22 protein-coding genes are annotated in these 23,202 nt (G+C 66.4%); 1 reads left to right on the forward strand and 21 read right to left on the reverse strand.

Annotation, left to right across the window (positions count from 1 at the left end; genetic code table 11):
• Positions 1–6: 6 nt before the first annotated feature.
• The 7 genes from pyrF to pyrR are packed head-to-tail and all read right to left on the reverse strand — an operon-like array spanning position 7 to position 8,962.
• The gene (gene pyrF / locus J7I79_RS06230) at positions 7–873 is read right to left on the reverse strand and encodes an orotidine-5'-phosphate decarboxylase (RefSeq protein WP_104172991.1); all 867 of its coding nucleotides are present in this window, start codon (positions 871–873) and stop codon (positions 7–9) included.
• Positions 866–4,195, reverse strand: a complete 3,330-nt coding sequence (gene carB / locus J7I79_RS06235; protein WP_214951435.1) for a carbamoyl-phosphate synthase large subunit — start codon at positions 4,193–4,195, stop codon at positions 866–868. Before carB ends, pyrF begins: the two co-directional genes overlap by 8 nt.
• Positions 4,195–5,484, reverse strand: coding sequence for a glutamine-hydrolyzing carbamoyl-phosphate synthase small subunit (carA, locus tag J7I79_RS06240; protein ID WP_214951437.1), 1,290 nt, complete (start codon positions 5,482–5,484; stop codon positions 4,195–4,197). The genes carB and carA overlap by 1 nt, the downstream gene beginning before the upstream one ends.
• Positions 5,465–5,983, reverse strand: coding sequence for a hypothetical protein (locus J7I79_RS06245; RefSeq protein ID WP_214951439.1), 519 nt, complete (start codon positions 5,981–5,983; stop codon positions 5,465–5,467). Before J7I79_RS06245 ends, carA begins: the two co-directional genes overlap by 20 nt.
• Positions 5,983–7,353, reverse strand: coding sequence for a dihydroorotase (locus tag J7I79_RS06250; RefSeq protein WP_214951441.1), 1,371 nt, complete (start codon positions 7,351–7,353; stop codon positions 5,983–5,985). The genes J7I79_RS06245 and J7I79_RS06250 overlap by 1 nt, the downstream gene beginning before the upstream one ends.
• Positions 7,353–8,381 (reverse strand): aspartate carbamoyltransferase catalytic subunit, encoded by a 1,029-nt coding sequence (locus tag J7I79_RS06255; RefSeq protein WP_214951443.1) that lies wholly within the window; start codon positions 8,379–8,381, stop codon positions 7,353–7,355. The genes J7I79_RS06250 and J7I79_RS06255 overlap by 1 nt, the downstream gene beginning before the upstream one ends.
• A complete protein-coding gene (gene pyrR, locus J7I79_RS06260; RefSeq protein WP_104172997.1) occupies positions 8,378–8,962 on the reverse strand; it encodes a bifunctional pyr operon transcriptional regulator/uracil phosphoribosyltransferase PyrR in 585 nt (194 codons plus the stop codon). The genes J7I79_RS06255 and pyrR overlap by 4 nt, the downstream gene beginning before the upstream one ends.
• Before the next feature lie 209 nt (positions 8,963–9,171).
• Between pyrR and J7I79_RS06265 the strand changes: the two genes are divergently transcribed.
• On the forward strand, positions 9,172–10,452 hold the full coding sequence (locus tag J7I79_RS06265; protein WP_214951445.1) for a PrsW family intramembrane metalloprotease: 1,281 nt from the start codon (positions 9,172–9,174) through the stop codon (positions 10,450–10,452).
• 79 nt (positions 10,453–10,531) lie between these two features.
• Here the strand turns inward: J7I79_RS06265 and nusB are convergent, their stop codons facing one another.
• The 14 genes from nusB to J7I79_RS06335 all read right to left on the reverse strand — a co-directional run bounded on the left by nusB (position 10,532) and on the right by J7I79_RS06335 (position 23,180).
• Positions 10,532–10,942, reverse strand: a complete 411-nt coding sequence (nusB, locus tag J7I79_RS06270) for a transcription antitermination factor NusB (protein ID WP_214951447.1) — start codon at positions 10,940–10,942, stop codon at positions 10,532–10,534.
• On the reverse strand, positions 10,942–11,505 hold the full coding sequence (efp, locus tag J7I79_RS06275; RefSeq protein WP_028267136.1) for an elongation factor P: 564 nt from the start codon (positions 11,503–11,505) through the stop codon (positions 10,942–10,944). The genes nusB and efp overlap by 1 nt, the downstream gene beginning before the upstream one ends.
• Before the next feature lie 143 nt (positions 11,506–11,648).
• Positions 11,649–12,167: a lipopolysaccharide assembly protein LapB gene (locus J7I79_RS06280; RefSeq protein WP_104173183.1), complete on the reverse strand. Its 519-nt coding sequence runs from the start codon at positions 12,165–12,167 to the stop codon at positions 11,649–11,651.
• A gap of 14 nt (positions 12,168–12,181) precedes the next feature.
• Positions 12,182–13,273, reverse strand: coding sequence for a 3-dehydroquinate synthase (gene aroB, locus J7I79_RS06285; protein WP_214951449.1), 1,092 nt, complete (start codon positions 13,271–13,273; stop codon positions 12,182–12,184).
• The gene (locus J7I79_RS06290) at positions 13,270–13,869 is read right to left on the reverse strand and encodes a shikimate kinase (protein WP_396020170.1); all 600 of its coding nucleotides are present in this window, start codon (positions 13,867–13,869) and stop codon (positions 13,270–13,272) included. Before J7I79_RS06290 ends, aroB begins: the two co-directional genes overlap by 4 nt.
• A complete protein-coding gene (gene aroC / locus J7I79_RS06295; protein WP_104173000.1) occupies positions 13,869–15,068 on the reverse strand; it encodes a chorismate synthase in 1,200 nt (399 codons plus the stop codon). The genes J7I79_RS06290 and aroC overlap by 1 nt, the downstream gene beginning before the upstream one ends.
• A gap of 26 nt (positions 15,069–15,094) precedes the next feature.
• On the reverse strand, positions 15,095–15,955 hold the full coding sequence (locus J7I79_RS06300; protein WP_214951451.1) for a shikimate dehydrogenase: 861 nt from the start codon (positions 15,953–15,955) through the stop codon (positions 15,095–15,097).
• Positions 15,952–17,646 carry an endolytic transglycosylase MltG gene (gene mltG, locus J7I79_RS06305; RefSeq protein ID WP_214951453.1) on the reverse strand — a complete coding sequence of 565 codons (1,695 nt, stop codon included), beginning with the start codon at positions 17,644–17,646 and terminating at the stop codon, positions 15,952–15,954. The genes J7I79_RS06300 and mltG overlap by 4 nt, the downstream gene beginning before the upstream one ends.
• Positions 17,643–18,242 (reverse strand): Holliday junction resolvase RuvX, encoded by a 600-nt coding sequence (gene ruvX, locus J7I79_RS06310; protein ID WP_214951455.1) that lies wholly within the window; start codon positions 18,240–18,242, stop codon positions 17,643–17,645. The genes mltG and ruvX overlap by 4 nt, the downstream gene beginning before the upstream one ends.
• A 7-nt stretch (positions 18,243–18,249) precedes the next feature.
• Positions 18,250–20,928, reverse strand: coding sequence for an alanine--tRNA ligase (gene alaS / locus J7I79_RS06315; RefSeq protein WP_214951457.1), 2,679 nt, complete (start codon positions 20,926–20,928; stop codon positions 18,250–18,252).
• Positions 20,929–21,133: 205 nt separating this feature from the next.
• Positions 21,134–21,364, reverse strand: a complete 231-nt coding sequence (locus J7I79_RS06320; protein WP_181038795.1) for a DUF6167 family protein — start codon at positions 21,362–21,364, stop codon at positions 21,134–21,136.
• A gap of 19 nt (positions 21,365–21,383) precedes the next feature.
• Positions 21,384–21,758 carry a DUF948 domain-containing protein gene (locus J7I79_RS06325; RefSeq protein ID WP_028269108.1) on the reverse strand — a complete coding sequence of 125 codons (375 nt, stop codon included), beginning with the start codon at positions 21,756–21,758 and terminating at the stop codon, positions 21,384–21,386.
• 145 nt (positions 21,759–21,903) lie between these two features.
• Complete coding sequence (rpsD, locus tag J7I79_RS06330) at positions 21,904–22,530, reverse strand: 30S ribosomal protein S4 (protein WP_011692125.1); 627 nt, start codon at positions 22,528–22,530, stop codon at positions 21,904–21,906.
• Between the two features lie 251 nt (positions 22,531–22,781).
• A complete protein-coding gene (locus J7I79_RS06335) occupies positions 22,782–23,180 on the reverse strand; it encodes a cupin domain-containing protein (RefSeq protein ID WP_214951459.1) in 399 nt (132 codons plus the stop codon).
• Between the last annotated feature and the right edge of the window lie 22 nt (positions 23,181–23,202).

The raw sequence follows: 23,202 nt of genomic DNA on the forward strand, positions 1-23,202 counted from the left end.
AACGGATCAGCTGGTCAGCAGCGGTTCCAAGGTACGCAGTGCAGCCTCGCGGAGCCCGCCGACGGCGGGACCGGCTGAGAGGATGTCCCTGCTTGAGGTTCCAAGAACCTGCGAGTAGGCGGCACCGAACGTTGCCCTCAGGTCAGCGGCCGTGGCGCCCTGTGCACCGAGCCCGGGTGCGAGGATGATTCCCCGCACGGCCTCCAGGTCAAGCTGCAGGTCCTGCAGCGCCCCGCCCACGGTGGCGCCCACAACGAGGCCGACCGAGCCGAAGGTTCCCGCATACCGGCGGTTCTCCACAGCTGCCGCCTCGGTGATCCTGCGGGCCACCGAATCAGCGCCGCCCACGTGCTGGACGGAGGCGCCTTCCGGGTTGGACGTCAGGGCCAGGACGAACACGCCGCGGCCGTAGTCCGCCGCAAGGTCCAGCGCGGGGCGCAGGGACTCGAAGCCAAGATACGGGCTCAAGGTGACCGAATCCGCTGCCAGGGACGAGCCGTCCCGGAGCCAGGCATCGGCGTAGGCGGCCATGGTGGAGCCGATGTCACCGCGTTTGGCGTCCGCGATGGTCAGCACGCCGGCATCAGCGGCGGCTGCGAGGGTACGTTCCAGCACCGCCATACCCGCAGAACCGTGCCGTTCGTACAAGGCCACCTGCGGCTTCACGGCGGCAGCGAGCGAACCCACTGCCTCCACGACGGTGAGCGAGAAGCGCTCCAGGCCGGCGGCGTCGTCGTTCAGTCCCCATGCCTTCAGGAGCGCGGGGTGCGGATCGATCCCGACGCATAGCGGACCGCGGTCCGCCATGGCCTGGCCGAGCCGGGAGCCGAAGGACTCCCGGCCGGCCGTTGCTGCAGCTTCCGGCTCAGGCATGCTGCGCTGCTGCTTCCTGGGCGGCCCTGTTTTGCGAGGCCACCAACGCAGCGGCGTGCTCCTGCAGGCTGGTCACGGACCATTCGTAGGTGCGCAGCGCTTCGATGGCCTGGACCGCGGCATTGAACTCAGCCACCGTGGTGATGCACGGGATGCCGATCGAGGTGGCCGCGGCGCGCAGCTCGTAGCCGTCGATGCGGGCTTCGCCGCCGGAGGGCGTGTTGAAGACCATGTCGATCTCGCCGGCGATGATGAGGTCGGCGATGGTGCCTTCGCCTTCGGCGCTGCTGCCCTCGGCGACCTTCCGGACCGGGGTGGCCTGGATGCCGTTGCGGCGCAGGACGTCGGCGGTGCCGCCGGTGGAGACGATCTCGAAACCGAGGTCGGAGAGGCGCTTCACACCCATGATCACCGAGCGCTTGTCCCGGTTGGCCACGGAAACGAAGATCTTGCCTTCGGTGGGCAGCGCGTTGTTGGCGGCCGCCTGGCTCTTGGCGAACGCCGTGTCGAAGTGCTTGTCGATGCCCATGACCTCGCCGGTGGAGCGCATTTCCGGGCCGAGGAGCGAGTCCACAACCTTGCCCTCCGGGGTGCGGAAGCGGCTGAACGGCAGCACGGCTTCCTTGACCGAGACGGGGGCGTCGAACGGCAGGGTGGAGCCGTCACCGGTTTCCGGCAGCATTTTGTAGGCGCTGCGGAGCTGGTTGATGGTCACGCCGGTGCCGATCAGGGCAGCCGCCTTGGCCATCTGGACGCCCGTGGCCTTGGAGACGAAGGGCACGGTGCGGGAAGCCCGTGGGTTGGCTTCGAGGACGTACAGGACGTCGGAGGCCAGTGCGAACTGGATGTTGATCAGGCCACGGACGCCCACGCCTTCGGCGATGGCCAGGGTGGCCGTCCGTACGCGCTCGATCACGTTGTTGCCGAGCGTGATCGGAGGCAGCACGCACGCGGAGTCGCCGGAGTGGATGCCGGCCTCTTCGATGTGCTCCATGATGCCGCCGAGGTACATCTCGGTTCCGTCGTAGAGGGCGTCGACGTCGATCTCGACGGCGTCCTCCAGGAACCGGTCGATCAGCACCGGGTGTTCGGTGGTGATTTCCGTCGCGTTGGCGATGTAGCGGGAGAGGTTGGGCTCGTCGTAGACGATCTCCATGCCGCGTCCGCCCAGCACGTAGGACGGCCGCACCAGTACCGGGTAGCCGATTTCGTCGGCGATCTTCTTGGCGTCCTCGAAGGACACTGCTGTGCCGTTCTTGGGCGAGATTAGCCCGGCTTCGTCCAGCACGCGCGAGAACGCGCCGCGGTGTTCGGCGAGGTCGATCGCTTCCGGTGACGTGCCAAGGATCGGCACGCCTGCGTCGGCGAGCTGCTGCGCGAGCTTGAGCGGGGTCTGGCCGCCGAGCTGGACGAACACGCCCATGACGCCGCCGGTGCGCTCCTCCGCCGCGATAACTTCGAGCACGTCCTCCAGGGTCAGCGGCTCGAAGTAGAGGCGCGTGGAGACGTCGTAGTCGGTGGAGACGGTTTCCGGGTTGCAGTTGACCATGACGGTCTCGTAGCCGGCCTTGCGGAGGGCCATCGATGCGTGCACGCAGGAGTAGTCGAACTCGATGCCCTGGCCGATGCGGTTCGGGCCGGAACCCAGGATGATGATGGACGGCTTGGCGTGCAGCGCCACCTCGTCCTCTTCGTCATAGGACGAGTAGTGGTACGGGGTGTAGGCGGCGAACTCCGCAGCGCAGGTGTCCACGGTCTTGTAGACCGGACGGATGCCCAGGGCCTGGCGGACGCCGCGGACCACGGCTTCCTGGTTGTTGGTGAGAGCGCCGATCTGCTCGTCGGAGAAGCCGTGGCGCTTGGCGCGCTGCAGCATTTCCTGGGTCAGGGCGGTGGACTTGCGGATCTCCTGCGAGATCTCGTTGAGCAGCTGGAGCTGGTCCAGGTACCACGGGTCGATCTTAGTGGCCTCGAAGAGCTGCTCCACCGTGGCGCCGCCGAGGAGGGCGCGCTGCACCTGGTGCAGGCGTTCGGTGGTGGGCCGCTTGGACTTTTCGATCAGTTCGGCAACTTCCCATTCGGGAACGTGGCTGAAGTCCAGCTGCGAGCCCTTCTGTTCCAGGGAGCGCAGCGCCTTCTGGAGTGCCTCGGTGAAGTTGCGGCCCATGGCCATGGCCTCGCCGACGGACTTCATGGTGGTGGTCAGGGTGGGGTCCGCGGCCGGGAACTTCTCGAAGGCAAAGCGCGGAACCTTGACCACGACGTAGTCCAGGGTCGGCTCGAAGGACGCCGGGGTCTTCTGCGTGATGTCGTTCGGGATCTCATCCAGCGTGTAGCCGAGGGAGAGCTTGGTGGCGATCTTGGCGATGGCGAAGCCGGTGGCCTTGGAAGCAAGCGCCGAGGACCGGGAGACGCGGGGGTTCATCTCGATGACGACGACGCGTCCGGTGTCCGGTTCGACGGCGAACTGGATGTTGCAGCCGCCGGTGTCCACGCCCACTTCGCGGATGACCGCGATGGAGATGTCGCGCAGGCGCTGGTATTCGCGGTCCGTCAAGGTCAGGGCGGGGGCCACCGTGATGGAGTCGCCGGTGTGCACGCCCACGGGGTCGAAGTTCTCGATGGAACAGACAACAACCACGTTGTCGTTCTTGTCCCGCATCATCTCAAGCTCGTATTCCTTCCAGCCGAGGATGCTCTCTTCGAGCAGCACCTCGCTGGTGGGGCTGTACTGCAGGCCCTGGCCGACGATCCGGCGGAGGTCGCCCTCATCGTAGGCGAGGCCGGAGCCGAGGCCGCCCATGGTGAAGGAGGGCCGCACGACCATGGGGTAGCCCAGGTCTTCGGCTGCGGCGAGGGCCTCGTCAATGGTGTGGATGATGTGGCTGCGGGCGGACTCCGCGCCGCAGCGTTCCACGACGCCCTTGAACTTTTCGCGGTCTTCGCCGAGTTCGATCGCTGCGATGTTCGCGCCGATCAGTTCCACGTTGTACTTTTCCAGCACGCCGTTCTTGTCGAGCGCGATGGCGGTGTTGAGGGCCGTCTGGCCGCCCAGGGTGGGCAGGAGCGCGTCGGGGCGTTCCTTGGCGATGATCTTCTCCACCACCTCGGGGGTGATGGGCTCAACGTAGGTGGCATCGGCGAACTCGGGGTCCGTCATGATGGTGGCCGGGTTGGAGTTGACCAGGATAACGCGCAGGCCTTCCTCCTTGAGGACGCGGAGAGCCTGGGTGCCGGAGTAGTCGAACTCGGCAGCCTGGCCGATCACGATGGGGCCGGAACCGATGACCAGGACGCTCTTAAGGTCAGTTCTCTTGGGCATTACTTCTTGTCCTCAGTCTTGGAATCGGTGGAAGGCTTAGGGTTGGCGTCAGCCGTGGGAGACTTGGCCGCCTTTTTCGTGTCCGCCATCAGCTCGATGAAGCGGTCGAAAAGGTAGGCGGCGTCGTGCGGTCCGGAGGCGGCTTCCGGGTGGTACTGCACCGAGAAGGCCGGGATGTCCAGGCAGGAGAGGCCTTCCACGACATCGTCGTTGAGGCTGACGTGGCTGACTTCGACGCGGCCGTAACGCTCCTCGGGAGCCTGGGTGGCGCCGTCGAGCGGGGCGTCCACGGCGAAGCCGTGGTTCTGCGAGGTGATTTCCACCTTGCCGGTGCGGCGGTCCATCACGGGCTGGTTGATGCCGCGGTGACCGTAGCGGAGCTTGTAGGTGCCGAAGCCCAGGGCGCGGCCCAGGATCTGGTTGCCGAAGCAGATGCCGAAGTACGGCAGCTTCTCGTCCAGCACCGAGCGGAGCAGCTTGACCTGGTTGTCGGCCGTGGCGGGGTCACCCGGTCCGTTGGACATAAAGAAGCCGTCCGGGTTGACTGCCTGGACGTCCGCCAGGGTGGCCGTCGCGGGCAGGACGTGGACGCGGACGCCGCGTTCGGCGAAGCGGATGGGGGTCATCCGCTTGATGCCGAGGTCGATCGCGGCGATGCTGAACAGCGGCTCGCCGTCCCAGCCCCAGTCCTTGGGCTCCACGATGTAGGACTCGTCCACGCTGACTTCCTCGGCGAGGCGGGCACCTTCCATCGGCGCGCTGGCCAGTACCGTGTCCACCAGTTCCTTGTCGGTGGCCCGGGCAGCCTCGCCGGAGAAGATCCCGGCGCGCATGGTCTTGTGTTCGCGCAGGTGGCGGGTGATGGCACGGGTGTCTACGCCCTGGATGCCAACGATGCCCTGTTCCACGAGTTCGGAGTCAAGGGACCGTTCCGAACGCCAGTTGGAGGGCCGGCGCGCGGCGTCGCGGACAATGTAGCCGGCCACCCAGATGCGGCGGGACTCGGCGTCGTCGGCGTTCACTCCGGTGTTGCCGATGTGCGGTGCCGTCTGGACCACCAGCTGGCGGGCGTAGGAGGGGTCGGTGATGGTCTCCTGGTAGCCGGTCATGCCGGTGGCGAAGACGGCCTCGCCCAGGGCGGTTCCGGTGGCGCCGTAGCTGCGGCCCCGAAAGATGCGGCCATCCTCGAGCACCAGCACCGCGGGCGTGGAAATTTCCGTTTCAGGTGCGGTACCTGCGTTTGCTGTTACTTCTGTCTCTGTCACGTTGTTACTTTCCACTATCGGCATCTGCCTGAGGGGCTGCGGAGATCAATTCTTGAAAGGCTTCGAGGAGGGCCGGCTTGTCGTCTGCGCGTCGGGACCGGAAACCGGTGTCCAGTTCGCGGTTTCCCAGTGTCCAGCTGACCACCAGGAGTCCGTCTTTTTCGACGAATTTCCCGGCCATGCCGCTGTCCTGGCGGACTCCGGTGAGTTTCGCTGCCGGGATGAAGACAGGCGCCGCGCCGGAACGTTCGAACAGCACGCCTTCCGGGTGGACGGTGAGTTCAGCGTTGGTGCGGATGCCGAGGCCCTGGACGGCGATGCGGTCCAACCAGTCGCCGGCCGTGGTGGTGGCGACGTACTGGCCCTCTGCTGCGGCCAGCGGCAGGCCCAGTTCCGCGGGAACGGCGGGCAACTGTTCGACGTCGGACTGGCGCCGCAGGCGGTTCCTCCAGCCGGTGCCCAGCATCACGAACAGGACGCCGATGACCGCCACTGTGGCGAATCCGGCAACTACCTTATCCATCAGTACCCGCCGGCCGGGGCGGCAGCAGGCGCATCGGCCGGGTACCTGTACGGAGTGTTGAGGTGTCCGTCGAGGACCGTGGGGTGGCCCTTGAAGAAGGTCGCCACGACCTTGCCCGGGAGTTCCCTGCCGGCGAACGGAGAGTTACGGCCCATGGTTGCCATCTTAGAAGGGTCCACGGTCCAGCGCGCAGCCGGATCCACCAGTGTGACGTTGGCGGGTTCGCCTGCCTCCAGCGGACGTCCCTGGTCCGCCACCCCGCCGATCGCGGCGGGAACGGTGGACGTGACGCGGGCGAAGTCCTCCCAGCCCATGAGGCCGGTTTCGATCATGCTGTCCTGGACGACGGACAGGGCCGTTTCGAGCCCGGTCATGCCCATGGCCGCCTGCGCCCATTCGCATTCCTTGTGTTCGCTGGGGTGCGGGGCGTGGTCCGTGCCGACGACGTCAATGGTGCCGTCGGCCAGGGCGGCACGCAGCGCCTGGACGTCGGCGTCCGTGCGCAGCGGCGGGTTGACCTTGTAGACGGGGTCGTAGCTGCGGACCAGTTCGTCGGTGAGCAGCAGGTGGTGCGGCGTCACTTCGGCGGTGACATTGATCCCCCGCGCTTTGGCCCAGCGGATGATTTCCACTGACCCTGCCGTGGAGACGTGGCAGACGTGGAGCCTGGAGCCGACGTGCTGGGCCAGCAGGACGTCCCGGGCGATGATGCTTTCCTCGGCCACGGCCGGCCAGCCAGTCAGGCCCAGCACAGCCGAGACGTCGCCTTCGTTCATCTGGGCGCCGGCGGTGAGCCGGGGTTCCTGCGCGTGCTGGGCCACGACGCCGTCGAACGCCTTCACATATTCCAGCGCACGGCGCATGATCACGGGGTCGTGGACGCAGATGCCGTCATCGGAGAAGACGCGGACCTTGGCGCGGGAGTCGGCCATGGCGCCCAGCTCGGCCAGCTGCTCGCCGGCGAGGCCCACGGTCACGGCGCCAACGGGGCGTACGTCCACCCAGCCTGCGGCGCGTCCCAGGGTGTGGACCTGTTCCACCACGCCGGCGGTGTCAGCCACGGGATTGCTGTTGGCCATGGCGTGCACGGCCGTGTATCCGCCAAGCGCGGCGGCGCGCGTGCCGGTTTCCACTGTTTCGGCGTCTTCCCGTCCGGGCTCGCGGAGGTGGGTGTGGATGTCCACCATGCCGGGCAGCGCTACCAGGCCGGCGGCCTCGATGACGGTGGCGCCGTCTGCTGCCAGGCCCTTGCCCCGTTCGGCGATGATGCCGTCGCGGATCAGGAGGTCTTCGGCCGCTCCGCCGAGGATGGCTGCGCCGCGGATGAGGTAGGCCCCGGTGTTGGCTGCGTCCTGTTGTTCGTGTGCCATCAGTGGCTCTCCTTGGTGGAATAGGCGGCGTTGGAATAGGCGGCGGTCGGGGTTGCGGCTGGTTCGCGGGTGTCCCCGGAAAGAAGCAGGTACAGTGCGGCCATCCGGACGGACACGCCGTTCCGCACCTGTGCCAGGACGGTGGACCGGGGTGAGTCCGCGGCCGCCGAGGAAATTTCGAGCCCGCGGTTCATGGGGCCCGGGTGCATGATGATGGTGTCCTTCTGGCCCAGCTCGTCCAGGGCGCGGAGGCGGTTGTCGTCGAAGCCCCAGCGGCGGGAGTATTCGCGGGTCGTGGGGAAGAAGGATGCGTTCATCCGTTCGCCCTGGACGCGCAGCATCATGACGGCGTCGACGCCCTTAGCCAGGGTCTCGTCCATGTCGTAGCTGACGCTGCAGGGCCATTGTCCGACGCCGATGGGCAGCAGGGTGGGCGGCGCCACCAGCGTTACCTCCGCGCCGAGGGTGCGGAGCAGCCAGACATTCGAGCGCGCCACTCGGGAATGCAGGACGTCGCCGGCGATGGCGACCCGCATGCCTTTCAGGTCCGCCCCGGCGGACGGTGTCCCGTTGAGCCGGGCCCAGTGCCGGCGCATGGTGAAGGCGTCCAGGAGCGCCTGGGTGGGGTGTTCGTGGGTGCCGTCACCGGCGTTGATGACGGCGGCGTCGATCCAGTCCGTGGCTGCCAGCCGGTGCGGCGCACCGGAGGCCCAGTGGCGGATGACGACGGCGTCGGCGCCCATCGCGGCCAGCGTCTGCGCCGTGTCCTTGAGGGACTCGCCCTTGGAGACGGAGGATCCCTTGGCGGCGAAGTTGATGACGTCCGCTGACAGCCGCTTGGCGGCCGCTTCAAAGGAGATTCGGGTGCGGGTGGAATCCTCGAAGAACAGGTTCACGACCGTGCGTCCGCGCAGGGCGGGGAGCTTTTTGACTTCACGGTCCCCCACTGCCGCCATTTCCTCGGCGGTGTCGAGGATGCGGATGGCGTTGCCCAGGCTGAGGTCCTCGGTGGAAAGCAGGTGTTTCATGCGCCTGCCTCAATGACCACTTCGTTGACCGGAGCTCCGTCAACGGAGTCGGTCTCTTCGAGCCGGACCCTGACCTTTTCGGAGGACGAGGTGGGGAGGTTCTTGCCGACGTGGTCGGCGCGGATGGGCAGTTCGCGGTGGCCGCGGTCGATCATGACGGCGAGCCGGACGATGCGCGGGCGGCCGAGGTCCACGATGGCATCGAGCGCCGCGCGGATGGTCCTGCCGGAGTAGAGGACGTCATCGATCAAAACGACGACCTTGTTGTCGATGCCGGTACGCGGCAGCTGCGTGGGATACGGGGGCCGCGTGGGCTGGTGCGAGAGGTCGTCCCGGAACATGGTGACGTCAAGCTGGCCAACGATGGCGGCGGCGTCCACGGTGGGATCGGCGGCGGCGATTTTCTTGGCCAGACGGACGGCCAGCGGGTAACCGCGGCGCGGAATGCCGAGCAGCACCAGATCCTGGGAACCCTTGTTGGCCTCGAGGATCTCATGGGCGATACGAGTGAGTGCACGGTCAATGTCCGCAGAGTTGAGCACAACCCTGGCCGGAACCGGTGCTTCTGTGACTGAAGTCAACGCTCGTCTCCCCTTTCCCCGCCTCACGGGACGGAATTAAAAAAGGAACATTTGCTCTTCAAAATTACCACACGCAGCATCCCGGCCCGGCTGCCCGCCCGGGGCATCGAAGGCGTTTAACATCACACCCCTGGGGCCGGTGAGGACCCGCCGTTTCAGCAGGAGTGCCGCCTTGGAAGCGGCGGCGCCGGGGACATAGGCTCAGTCCCATGACATCGAACGAGCCCTGGCCGCAGCACGATCCCCCTGGCGGCCACCGCTACGGGCACCAGACCCCGTGGCCTGGGCAGCCCCTGCCCCGGCAGGCCAATCCCACATGGATGGGCCAGGTCCGGCCCGATCACTACCGTGCGGCACCCGCCAACACCTTTGCACCCGCCGCCCACACGGCCATGCCGGCCGCAGTCGCAGGCAGCCGGCCGGGTGCGGGGGTCATGGGACTCGTAGTCGGCGGGGGCTTCCTTGCCTTCGCCAGCCTCTTCCTGGTCCTCCCCTACCTGGTGGGCAACACGGGAATCACTGGATTCGTGATCGGTTTCATCGCGTCCCTGATTCCGCTCAGCGCCGTGTTGCTGGCCGTCTACGTCATCGACCGCTGGGAGCCCGAGCCCAAGCGCCTGATGCTGTTTGCCTTCCTCTGGGGCGCCGCCGTCTCCATTTCCGTCACGCTGCTGATCCAGCCGTTCTTTGCACTGGCGGCGGCACCACCTGTCGGCATGGACTACCGGACCTTTGCCGTGACCGTGCAGGCCCCGGTGGTGGAGGAATTCGCCAAGTCCCTGGGCCTGCTGCTGCTCCTGGTCTTCGCGCGGAAGCACTTTGACGGTCCCGTGGACGGCGTGGTGTTCGCTTTCACCATTGCCGGCGGCTTCGCCTTCACGGAAAACATCCTGTACTTCGGCCGGGCCATCGCCGAATCCAGCACGCCGGGCGCCGACCTGGCGATGGTGTTCTTCCTGCGGGGCGTGATGTCCCCGTTTGCACACGCTATTTTCACCGGAACCACGGGGCTCATCCTCGGTTTGGCGGCCCGTCGCTGGCACACGGGAATGTCCGTTGTGGCGTTCTTCGTCGGCCTCGCGCCGGCGATGTTCCTGCACAGCATGTGGAACAGCATGGGCCAGGACTTCCTGGTCCAGTACATCGTGGTGCAGGTGCCCATCTTCGTTCTGGCCGTCGTCGTAATTGTGCTGTTACGCGTGGCGGAATCCCGGCTGACGCGGCAGCGGCTCCAGGAATATGCCGCCGCCGGCTGGTTCACGCCGCCGGAAGTGGAGATGCTGTCAACGGCCGGCGGCCGCCGGTCCGCGGTGCGCTGGGCAAAGCAGTTCGGCCGGGGGCCGCAGATGAAGTCATTCCTCCGCTCGGCCACCCAGCTTGCCTTCATCCGGCAGCGGATCCTCAGCGGCCGGGACGTTCCTGGCCACCAGTTCGACGAGCACCGCCAGCTGGCGGAAATCGTGGCCCGTCGGGACGCCGTGCTGCGCTGATGCGTGGCAGATGCAGGAAAGGGCCGGCGCCCGCCGTGAGGCGGGCGCCGGCCCTTTCAATGCTTCGCACCTGCTGCGACTAAGCCAGCAGCGACGGCTTCAGCTGCTGGAGCCGGCCCAGCAGGCCGTTGATGAACGACGGCGACTCGTCCGTCGACAGCATCTTGGCCAGGGCGACGGCCTCGCTGACCGCCACGCCGTCGGGAACGTCGTCGTTGTAGAGCAGTTCCCACGTGCCTATGCGCAGGATGATGCGGTCCACCGAAGGCATGCGTTCCAGTGTCCAGCCCTGCGAGTAAGTCTCCAGGAATTCGTCGATGGCAACCTGGTGGGACACCACGCCTTCGACAATTTCGAGGGTGTAGGGGTTGACGATCTGGTCGGTTTTTTCGCGGCGGGACCGCAGCACATCAAAAGCCGAGAGGGAGCGCTGCTCCGCCTCGAAGAGAACATCCAGGGCCCGATTACGGGCCTTACCGCGGGCGCTCACTAGTCGTTGACCCGGCCGAGGTAGCTGCCATCGCGGGTGTCGACCTTGACCTTGGTGTTGTTCTCAACGAACAGCGGCACTTGGATCTCGTAGCCGGTTTCCAGCGTTGCCGGCTTGGTGCCGGCCGAGGAGCGGTCGCCCTGCAGGCCCGGCTCGGTGTAGGTGATCTCGAGCACGACGCTCGGCGGGAGTTCGATGTACAGCGGGGTGCCTTCGTGGATGGCGATGTTGACCATCTGGTTTTCCAGCATGAAGTTGGTGGCGTCGCCTACCGTGGCGCCGGAGACGGTGATCTGGTCGAAGTCCTGGGTGTCCATGAACACGAAGTCAGCGCCGTCCTGGTACAGGTACTGGTAGTCTCGGCGGTCAACCGTGGCAGTCTCAATCTTGAGGCCGGCGTTGAAGGTCTTGTCGACCACTTTGCCGGACATGACGTTGCGCATCTTGGTGCGGACGAAAGCGCCGCCCTTGCCCGGCTTGACGTGCTGGAACTCGATGATGTTCCAGAGCTGGCCCTCAAGCTTCAGCACGGTTCCGTTCTTGATGTCGTTTGTGGTTGCCACTGATATCCTCTGGTTTCTATCTGACTGCTTCTAGCTGCCAGCCGGTTATGTCAGGCAGGCACGCCAAAAGGCCGCCAGCGAGTATTTGTCAAAAATCCAAGAACCATTCTACCGGTAATGGCGGCGGGCTCGCGCGGCGGCCGCTAGGACGCCATTTCCAGGACGTTCCGTGCCCGCTGCAGCGCAACGGTGGAAGAGTAGATCAGCGCGGCGTCCGCAGCCCCTGCGACCCTCAGGTCCAGGGCTTTCGCGAACTCGTCAACGGCGGCCGCGGTGTTGCCGCCGGCGTAGTACGCCCGGCCCAGGTGCTGGTGCGCCAGGGCCTCCAGCTCGGTTCCCTGGACTTCGCCCAGGAGCTGGCGGAAAAGGTCGACTGCCCGGTCAAAGCGCTTGGACACCCGCAGGACCTCGGCTTCGAAGGCGCGGAGCCGGAACGACTCGGGATCGCTGTAGCGTGCCTCGGCCAGGAGCTCCGCTGCGTCGGCGGCGTGGCCTTCCACCAGGAGGACCATGATGCGGTCCGCCGGATCGGAGGATGCCTGGAGCGCGGAGCTGCATGCTTCTTCGTTGACGATTCCCGGCATCAGGGTGTCCGGGTTGATCTTGATTCCCGGGAAGCCCGCGTCCGGCCACTCACTTGTGCCGCCCATGGAATCCATCATGACGTCGCTCCTCATCAAGAGGCAATCTCCTGGTAAGCGGCGAACAGCAGGGACGTGTCCGGGACGTCCAGGATCCCCGGCCGCGCAATGCCGTCGAGCACCACGAAACGCAGCAGGTCGCCGCGGGACTTCTTGTCCCGGCGCATGCCGTCGAGGAGTCCCTGCCAGCGGTCCCGGCGGTAGGTGATCGGCAGCCCGAGGGTTTCCAGGATGGTGCGGTGACGGTCGGCGTCGGCGTCGCTGAGACGCCCCACGCTGCGGGCGAGTTCCGCGGCGAACATCATCCCTACGGACACCGCAGCGCCGTGGCGCCAGGAGTAGCGTTCCACCAGCTCGATCGCGTGACCCAGGGTGTGCCCGTAGTTGAGGATTTCGCGCCGGCCGGTTTCCATGAGGTCCTCGGACACCACTTCGGCCTTGACCGCGATGGCGCGTTCGATCAGTTCCCGCAGGGCCGCGGACTGCGGATCGGTGACCGCGGAAGGATCCTTCTCCACGAGGTCCAGGATTGCGGGATCGGCGATGAACCCGCACTTGATGACCTCTGCCATCCCCGAAATGAGTTCGTTCCTGGGCAGCGTGCCCAGCGTGTCCAGGTCGGCGAGCACGGCAGCCGGCGGGTGGAAGGCGCCCACGAGGTTTTTGCCTTCGGCCGTGTTGATGCCGGTCTTGCCGCCGACGGATGCGTCCACCATGCCGAGCAGGCTGGTAGGCATGTGGATGACCTTGACCCCGCGAAGCCACGTCGCGGCGACAAACCCGGCGAGGTCCGTGACAGCCCCGCCGCCGACTGCCACGACGGCGTCGGACCGGGTGAAGTCGTTCTGTCCCAGGACCTGCCAGCAGAACGCGGCAACCTGGATGTGCTTGCCTTCCTCGGCGTCCGGGATTTCGGCGGTCAGCGCTGTAAAGCCGGCCGAGGCCAGTTCATCGCGCACGGTATCGCCGGTGAGCCGCAGGGCACGCGGGTGGATGACCAGGACGCGTTTGACGCGCTCCCCCAGCAGCTCCGGAAGGCGTTCGAGCAGGCCGCGGCCCACAACGACGTCGTAGTTGTCAGCGGCAGACTTGCCGGTGACTTTGATGACGGTTGATTCGCTACTCACTTTTCAACTTCCTTTGTGGCGGCCACTGGCTCCGCCGCCGCGGTCTGTGCCGCCGCGTACTCACGCAGCGCTTCTTCCAGCCGATGTCCGAGGTCCGCAACGGATCCGTTGCGGACATCGAAAACGAGATCGGCAAGCCGTTCGTACACGGGTTGCCGGGTGGCAAACAATGCGCGCCAGCGGCCCATGGCATCCCCCGCGAGGAGCGGACGGCCCGAATTCCGGGCGATGCGTTCGGACACCGTCTCGGCGTCGCACTCCAGGTAGACCACCGTGCAGCGGCCCAGCAGCTGCTGGGTGCCGGAGTCAAGGACCGCCCCGCCGCCCAGCGAAATGACAGTGCTGGCGTGCTGGGCGTCCTCGATCACTCGGGCCACGGTCCGGGCCTCAATCTCCCGGAACGCAGTCTCGCCGCGGGCGGCGAAGATGTCCGCAATGGTGCCGTGGGTTTCCACAATCACGATGTCGGTATCGACAAACGCCGCCCCCAGCTGCTGCGCGAGCTGGTGCCCGATTGCCGACTTGCCCACGGCCATGGGCCCGATCAGCGCGATGGGCCGCCGTGGCGCTGCGCCGTTCCTGCTGCTGACCGGCACTACTGGCCGATCGAGTCCAGGGACGCCGGAATGTTGTCCAGGTAACCCTTGATGTTGCGGGCCGTCTCCGCGACGGAATCACCGCCGAACTTCTCTGCCACAGCCTCGGCGAGCACCAGCGCCACCATGGCCTCGGCCACGACGCCCGCGGCCGGGACGGCACAGACGTCCGAGCGCTGGTGGTGGGCCTTGGCGGCCTCCCCGGTACTCACATCGATGGTCTTCAGGGCGCGGGGAACGGTGGCAATGGGCTTCATGGCTGCACGGACGCGCAGGACATCGCCAATGCTCATGCCGCCTTCGATGCCGCCGGCCCGGTTGCTGGTGCGGATGATCCGGCCGTCGGAATCCTTGACGATTTCGTCGTGGGCGGCGGAGCCGCGGCGGGAGGCCGTGAGGAAGCCGTCGCCAACCTCCACACCCTTAATCGCCTGGATACCCATCAGGGCAGCGGCAAGGCGGGAGTCCAGGCGGCGGTCCCAGTGAACGTAGCTGCCGAGCCCGGGCGGAAGGCCGTAGGCGAGGACCTCCACCACACCGCCGAGGGTTTCGCCTTCCTTGTGGGCGGCGTCAACCTCGGCCACCATGGCGTCCGAGGTTTCCCGGTCGAAGCAGCGGAGGGGATCTGCGTCAAGGGCTATCACGTTGGCCGGCACGGGCAGCGGGCGTCCCTCGGGCACGGAGACGCTCGCGATGGAAACTGTGTGGCTGACAAGTTCGATGCCCAGCTGCTTGAGGTACTGGGACGCCACGGTGCCCAGGGCGACACGGGTGGCGGTTTCGCGGGCGCTGGCACGCTCCAGCACCGGGCGGGCCTCGTCGAAGCCGTACTTCTGCATTCCCGTGAAGTCGGCGTGGCCGGGACGGGGCCGCGTCAGCGGTGCGTTGCGCGCCTGGTCGGCGAGGATGTCGGGGTCCACGGGATCTGCAGCCATGATCTGCTCCCACTTGGGCCATTCGGTGTTTCCCACCTGGATGGCCACGGGGCCTCCCTGGGTGAGGCCGTGGCGCACGCCGCCGAGGACGGTCACCACGTCCTGCTCGAACTTCATCCGGGCTCCGCGGCCGTAGCCGAGGCGCCGACGGGCTAGGGCATCGGCGATCTGGCTGCTGGTGAGTTCAACACCGGCAGGCACGCCTTCAATTATTCCGACCAGTGCCGGACCATGGGATTCACCGGCAGTCAACCAACGCAACATACAATCCATCCTGCCACGTAGGGCGGTTAGAACACTCGTCGGGGTGCCCCGACTGCGTCACACATCACATCTATGACATCGGCCGTGACGTCGTCGCCGAGGCCGCTGAAAAACCGGACCTGCTCCACCGCTTGGTACAGCAGCATCTCCAGCCCGGGCACCACAGCACCGCCGCCGTCCTGCCAGACGGAGGCAATCCGGCTGGGCCAGGGATCGTAGGCGACGTCCAGCAGCACTCCTGGCGTCGCGGCGCGGAGGCCGGCGAGCTCATCCGCCAGGGCATCGGCCCCGCGGGGCGGCAGGGTGGAAATTACGACGTCGGCAGCCGCCATTGCGGCGGCGGCGCCGGACAGCGGGAGGACGCGGATCGGGAGTCCGACGCCGTCGGACGCCGCGCGGGCCTCGGCAGCACGTTCAACGTCGCGCACGAAGACGTCAGCCGACGGCGCCCCCAGATCCTTCAGGGCCGCGATCGCTGCGGCGGACGTTCCGCCGCCGCCAAGGATCACGGCGGTCGGTGCGGCCACCACGCCGGCATGCCGCACGGCGTTGACGATGCCCGCGACGTCGGTGTTGTAGCCGATCCGGCGGACGGACGTCCCGTCAGCTTCGAACGCCACGGTGTTGACGACTCCGAGGATGCCGGCCACCCCGCGGACCTCGTCAACCTCCAAAACCATGGCGGTCTTGAGCGGCATGGTGACGGACAGTCCCCGCCACCCGGGCTCGCCGCGGACTGTCTCCATGAACGCCGGCAGGTCCGGAACGGTCACATCGATGGCGGTGTAGTCGATGTCCACACCCAGCCGGGCGTAGGCTGCGCGGTGAAGGGCCGGGGACTTCGAATGGCTGATCGGATGCCCAAGAACGGCAGCCCGGAAGGTCACGTGCAACGTCCTGCGTTTGCGGCGCACCAGGCGTTGTACTGCTCCACGTAAACGTTGTGCTCAGCCAGCGTCTTGGAGAACTTCGTTTCCTTGGTATCCAGGTTGATGGTCACCCAGTACATGTACTCGTTGGCCGTCGGCTTGGCAGCCGCATCGATGGCGTTCTTGCCCGGTGATCCGATGGGTCCCACCGGAAGGCCCTGATTGGCGTATGTGTTGTACGGGTTCGACTTGTCGGCCTTCTGGTCCTCGTCGATGTGGAAGCTCTTGATGCCCAGACCGTAGGTCACTGTGGCATCGGACTGGATCAGGCCGGCGGTCTCGGTGTTGTTCGGCTTGAGCCGGTTGTAGATCGCCCCGGCGACGTCGCCGTACTCGGCCTGCCCGCCTTCGGCCTGGACGATGCTGGCGACCGTCACGACGTCGTACTGCTTCTCCGGATCGGTGACGCCCTGCGCCTTGAGCTCGTCAACGGTGGCGGTGACCAGGGTCTGGAGGATCTCCTTCGCCGGTGTTCCCAGAGGGAAGCGGTGCTCACCGGGAGCCAGGTAGCCTTCAAGGTTTTTGGCCTTCGCCGGGAGCCCGAACTGGGCGGGGGCGTCGCTGAGCGCTTTGAGTTGGGTAACGGGAATGCCTGATCCCTCGGATATGGACTGCAGCGACTCGCCGATCCGCAGCCCTGCGCTCAGGGCGAAGTACATCACTTTGCCTTCACCCTTGCCCAGCAGGACGGCGACGGCATCGGAGTTCTTCATCTCCTGTCGGAACTGGAACTCGCCCGGCGCAATAGTGCCGCCGGATGCGGTGAGCTCGTGCAGGAACGTGTCCGGGTTGGCAATGACCTTCTGATCCGCGAGCTTGGTGGCAACAGACCTGGTGCCTTCGCCGGGCGCAACGGACACGTTCACTTGCCCGGTGCCGGGGCCGGGGTAATCGGCAATGGTGTCTCCGCCCAGCAGCGGCTTCAGGAACTGGGCCCCCACCACCAGCGCGGTGACGAACACCGCGAGCGTCAGCAGCAGCGCGAGCCAGCGGCGCCGGCGGCGGACCTTCTTGGACTTGGCCGGGACCACTGCCACCGAGGAGCCTGCGCCCATCAGCGGGTGCCCCGGCTCGTCAAAGTGATGGTCGGGATGGTCTCCCGCGTCATAGGCGTCGGCGTCATCGTAGACATGGTGCGCCTCGTCCTCGTGGTGGTCCGCATAGTGGTGCTGACCGGGCTCCGCCGCATGGTCGCCGTGTGGATCGTAGGCGTGGGGGTGGTAGACCTCGGGTGCTTCAGGGTGCAACAGCGCCTGGTGCACCGGTTCCTCGTGGTGGACGGGTTCCTCGTGCACGGGTTCCTCGTGATGGACCGGTTCCTCGTGGCGCACGGGCACTTCGTGCTGCTGGACCGTGGGCGGAGCGTCGGGCATCTCGGGGGCTGCCTCATGCACTGACGGCGGTGCGGGCGGCACGCGGGGTGCTTCCGCGGGCACATCGGCGGACTGCGGGTCGGTGAGGCCCGTCGGGCCGGCAGCGCCGGCGCGAAACTGCGGCGAGTGGCCGGTTTCAAATGCCTGCGGTGGGACGACGTCATGGCCTTCGGTCGCCAGGGACTTCTCCCTGGCCCGAATTTCCTTGCGCGTCAGCTGACGTCCGGAGTCACTGAATTCGTCACCTGAGGACTCGCCGCTGTTGACCGGGCTCACTGTAGCCTTCCATCGTCTGAAGATTGCACGTCGTTTCCGGAGACAGCCTGCTCAGCGCCTTCCGCTGCGGCGTCCCCGGAAAGCCCCGGCTGGGAAACCGCGAACACGCGGCTTCCAACATCCGTTCCCCTGGCTTTTTGCATATCGATTGCGTGCTGGAGAATTCCCGCAGCGGCAACCTGATCCACTACCTTACGGTGATTCCGGCTGCTCATGCCAGCTTCGTGCAGGTTGCGGTGCGCTGTCACTGTGCTCAAGCGTTCATCAATCAGCTGCACCGGAATGGCCGAGCCACGGCTCTCCAGCGCGGCCACCAGCAAATGCGCGTAGTCCGTCGCCATCCGGGCCGAAGCGCGCTCTTCGCCCTTGAGCGTGCGCGGCAGGCCAACGAAGATCTGGACGGCGCCAAGCTCGCCGGCCAGGGCCGCCAGCACACGCACGTCCGTGTTCTTCTTGGCGTTCCGCTCCAGCGTTTTCAAGGGTGTGGCCAGGATGCCGTCGCGGTCGCAGACCGCGACGCCCACGCGGACGGTGCCCACGTCCACCCCCAGTTTGATGCCCTGGGGGTAGACGCCGGGTGCAGCAGATTGATTCACAGTTCGGTTATCGCCTCGTGATGGCGTCCACGACGGCGGTGAGCGCCGCCGGTACCTTCGTGGCGTCCGTGCCGCCGCCCTGGGCTACGTCGTCCTTGCCGCCGCCGCCGCCGCCGAGGATTCCGGCCGCCAGACGGACCAGGGCACCGGCCTTGACGCCCGCTGTGCGGGCTGCCTCGTTGGTGGCGACCAGGATCACGGGGCGGTCGTTGCTCACACCGGCAACCGCCACGGCGGCCGCCTCGGAGCCGAGACGGGTGCGCAGGTCGAGTGCGAGTCCGCGGAGGTCGTCAGCGCCGCTGACCTGTCCGGCGTCGTGCGCAATGACCTTGACCCCGGCGGCATCCTTGGCGGTGCCGACCAGCTGTGCTGCGGCTGCGGTCAGCTGCTCCTTGCGCAGGCGCTCCAGTTCCTTTTCAACGGTCTTGAGCTTGGTGAGGGTGGTGGCGATGCGGTCTGCAAGCAGGCCTGACGGCACCTTGAGCATTTCGGTGAGCTCCGTGACGAGCGCACGTTCGGCAGCGAGGTGCCGGAATGCCTCCATGCCCACAAAGGCCTCCACGCGGCGGTTTCCGGAACCCACGGACTGGTCGCCCAGCAGGGACAGGCTGCCGATGAGCGAGGTGTTGGCCACATGGGTGCCGCCGCAAAGCTCGCGGGACCATGCGCCGTCGATCTCCACGACCCGGACTTCGTTGCCGTAGTTCTCGCCGAAGAGCGCCATGGCGCCGAGCGCCTTGGCCTCGGCAAGTGCCATGACCTTGGTATCCACCTGGAAGTTGTTCCGGATGGCGATGTTGGAGACTTCCTCGATCTCGGAGCGCGTTGCGGCGCTGAGGCCCTCGCCCCAGGCAAAGTCGAAGCGCAGGTAGCCCGCTTTGTTGTACGAGCCGCGCTGCAGGGCCTCCGGGCCGAGGATCTGGTGCAGGGCAGCATGCACGATGTGCGTCCCGGTGTGGGCCTGCTCCGCCGAGTGGCGCCGCTCGCGGTCCACGGCGGCCTGCACGAGGGAGTCAGCACCGATTTCGCCCTCGCGGACAATTGCCTTGTGCACGCTCAGGCCCTTGACGGGCCGCTGGACGTCCAGGACCTCGACGACGAATCCGTCGCCCGTGATGAGTCCGGTATCGGCTGCCTGGCCGCCGGCCTCGGCATAGAACGGGGTCTCGGCGAGCACGAGCTCGATCTCCTCGCCCGTAGACGCCTGGGAAACCTTGCGGCCGCCGGCAAGGATGCCGCGGACCTTGGATTCGCCGGCAAGCTCGGTGTAGCCGGTGAAAACGGTCTCGCCCTCGGCCAGCAGCTCCTGGAAGGCACTGAGGTCCGCGTGCGAACCCTTCTTGCCCTTGGCGTCGGCCTGGGCGCGCTGGCGCTGCTCCAGCATGAGCTTCCGGAATTCGGGCTCGTCAACCTTAAGGCCGGCTTCTTCCGCCATTTCCAGTGTCAGGTCGATCGGGAAACCGTAGGTGTCGTGCAGGGCAAAAGCGTCGGCGCCGGACAGCGGCTGGCCGGCTGCCTTGGAATCCTTGACCGCGTCCTCGAGGCGGGCCGTGCCGGATGCGATGGTCCGCAGGAAGGCCTTCTCCTCGGCGTAGGCGATGGGGCTGATGCGGTCGAAGTCGGTCTCGACCACCGGGTAGACGCCCTTCATCGCGTCGCGGGATGCCGGGAGGAGGTCGGGCAGGCAGGCCTTTTCGACGCCGAGGAGCCGCATGGAGCGCACGGCACGGCGGATCAGGCGGCGCAGCACGTAGCCGCGGCCTTCGTTGGAGGGGGTCACGCCGTCGGCGATCAGCATCAGCGCGGACCGGATGTGGTCGGCCACCACCCGCATCCGGACGTCGTCCGTGTGGTGCGGATCGTCGGCGGACTCGGCGGAGGTGTACTCCCGGCCGGACAGTGCCGCGGCCTTGTCGATCACGGGGCGGACCTGGTCGGTCTCGTACATGTTCTCGACGTCCTGCAGGATCATTGCGAGGCGTTCCATGCCGAGGCCGGTGTCGATGTTCTTCTTGGGCAGTTCGCCGGTGATGTCGAAGTCCACCTTGGAGCGGACGTTGTCGATCTGGTACTGCATGAACACGAGGTTCCAGATTTCGACGTAGCGGTTCTCGTCGGCGATCGGTCCTCCCTCGACGCCGTACGACGGGCCGCGGTCGTAGTAGATCTCGGAGCAGGGGCCGGCCGGGCCGGGCTGGCCGGTGGACCAGTAGTTGTCTGCCTTGCCCATCCGCTGGATCCGTTCGGCGGGCATGCCCGTGTTGGTGAGCCAGAGCTGCTCGGCCTCGTCGTCCTCTTCATAGACGGTGACCCAGAGCTTCTCGGGCGGCAGGCCGTAGCCGCCGTCGTCAACTCCCGTGGTGAGCAGTTCCCAGGCGAACTTGATGGCGTCTTCCTTGAAGTAGTCGCCGAAGGAGAAGTTGCCGCACATCTGGAAGAAGGTGCCGTGGCGTGCCGTCTTGCCGACTTCCTCGATGTCGCCGGTCCGGATGCACTTCTGCACGCTGGTGGCGCGGTTGTAAGGCGCCTCTTCGCGGGCCGTCAGGTACGGAATGAACGGCACCATGCCGGCCACCGTGAACAGCAGGGAGGGGTCGCTGGAGACCAGGGATGCGGAGGGCACCGCCGTGTGTCCCTTGCTGACAAAAAAGTCGATCCAGCGCTTGGTGATCTCCTGCGACTTCATAACCTGGTTACTTACCCTTCTTGGTGTACTGCGTGTAGTTCTGATGCGTATGGGTCAGATGCGTGAGGTCACGCAAACGCGTGGCTGCCTGGGCATCTGCGGTGGCGTCTGCCGGGGCTGCCAGTTTAATTCTCCCCCACTGGGGGCGGTGCGATGTCCGCGCCCGGACACCGGACTGGCTGCTGGCTGGTCCTGGTGGAGGGAGCTAGCGCCGCGCCACGTCCTGGCTGTCGATGCCCAGGGCCGTCCGCAGCTCGGTTTCGCGCTCCTGCATTCCGTCCCGCACGGCGTCCGCGAAATCGTAGATGCCGTCAGCCAGGCGGCCCACCGCCCGGTTCAGGCCTTCGGGCCCAAGGGTGGACTGCGCCTCGGTGATTTTGCGGAACGCGATGACGCCGATGGCGACGCCGATTCCCATCCAGAGAATTCTTTTCATTGAGTGCTCTCCGTCTGGATTAGCGGCTGCGGCGGCCGGTGGCGGGTTTCTTGCGGGCTGACAGGGCGGAGCGGACACCGTAGCTGAAGGCTGCCACCTTTATCAGCGGGGATCCCACCGTCGCGGCCACGAGTGACGAGAGCGCGGAGATGTTGGCTGAGGCGTCCGAGACGTTGGACGAGATGCCGTCAACCTTTTTCAGCTGCTGGTTGGTGGTGGAAACCGTGGCCGTGACTTCGTCCATGAGTGGCGTGGCGCCGTCGCTGATTGCGCGGATGGACGTCCGGACTTCGTCAAAAACCCGTCCGAGCTTCAGGATCGGCACGGCGAGGATCAGCACGAGGAGCGCAAACACCCCTGCCGCGATCAGGCCGGCAATATCGCCACCAGACATAGACGTTCATCTCCTTGTGATTCCGTGGACTGCTGCGGGTTCCGCGGCGGCATCATGGCCGCTGTCGCGGAAGTCCCCCCAGTACCTTACATACAAAGAAGCCCGCGGCGCTTGCCACGGGCTTCTTTGTATACGCTGCTGGTATTTAGCGTGCGTAGAATTCGACGACGAGCTGCTCTTCGCAGGTTACGGGAACCTCGGAGCGCTTCGGGCGACGAACCAGGCGTGCCTGCAGGGCGTCAAGCTTGACGTCTAGGTAGGCCGGAACCTGGGGCAGGACGTCGCGGTGTGCGCCGGCCGCTGCAACCTGGAACGGAGGCATGGTTTCGCTGCGGCTGTGAACGTGGACCAGCTGGCCCTCGCCGACGCGGAAGGACGGGCGGTCAACGCGGATGCCGTCAACCAGGATGTGGCGGTGCACAACCAGCTGGCGGGCCTGGGCGATGGTGCGGGCGAAGCCGGCACGCAGCACGAGGGCGTCGAGACGCATTTCGAGCAGTTCGATCAGGTTTTCACCGGTCAGGCCCTTGGTGCGGCGTGCTTCTTCGAAGGCACGGGTCATCTGGGCTTCGCGGATGCCGTACTGGGCGCGCAGACGCTGCTTTTCGCGCAGACGTACGGCGTAGTCGGAGTCCTGCTTCTTGCGGGCACGGCCATGCTCACCGGGGCCGTACGGGCGGCGCTCCATGTACTTGGCGGCCTTGGGGGTCAGAGCAATGCCGAGTGCACGCGAAAGGCGTGCGGTACGGCGAGCACGAGTGTTGTTAGCCACTTGTGTCCTTCCAATATCTGCGGTGTGTCAGTGTTACTGGCCTCCACGATGGAGAGCATCGGCCAACCGCTGCCTTTTGCTACTGGGCACAGGGCATAACCACACCACAGCATGAAATGCTGAAAATCAGTGGATTGTGCGTCCGTGCCTTGCCAGACAACGAACAATCCTACCACGATGAGGCCTGCGGCCTGATCGGCCGGAGCCAGGTCAGGGCGCTACGGTCAGGCCACTGTCAGATGCAGGCGCAGTCAGATCCGGGCATGGACACCGCGGCTGGACGGCCGGCCAAAGGAGGCGGTGCCCAGGAACTCCACGGCAACGAACGGCTCCGATCCCACCACCCACTCATCGTGGCCGGGCGGAAGCGTGTAGGTGTCGTTGGCGTGGATCGTGGAACGGACGCCGTCGGCGGTTTCCACTTCCAAGACACCGGAGACACAGAATCCGAGATGGTTGTGCTGGCAGAAGTCCGTCTTCTCGAAGGGCTTGCTGCTCTCCGACCACCGCCAGCCCGGATTGAGAATCAGACGGGCCACCGAGTAGTCGTTGACGGTGACAAGATCAAACTCAGCCTTGTCGGGGCAACGCTTCTTGTCCGGGATGTCAAAGGATTTTACGGACAGTGCTGTGACGAAATTTACGGACATAGGACACTACCTGGGAACTGGG

The sequence above is a fragment of the Arthrobacter sp. ISL-69 genome (genome assembly GCF_018613775.1).
In the GTDB taxonomy this organism is placed as follows: domain Bacteria; phylum Actinomycetota; class Actinomycetes; order Actinomycetales; family Micrococcaceae; genus Arthrobacter.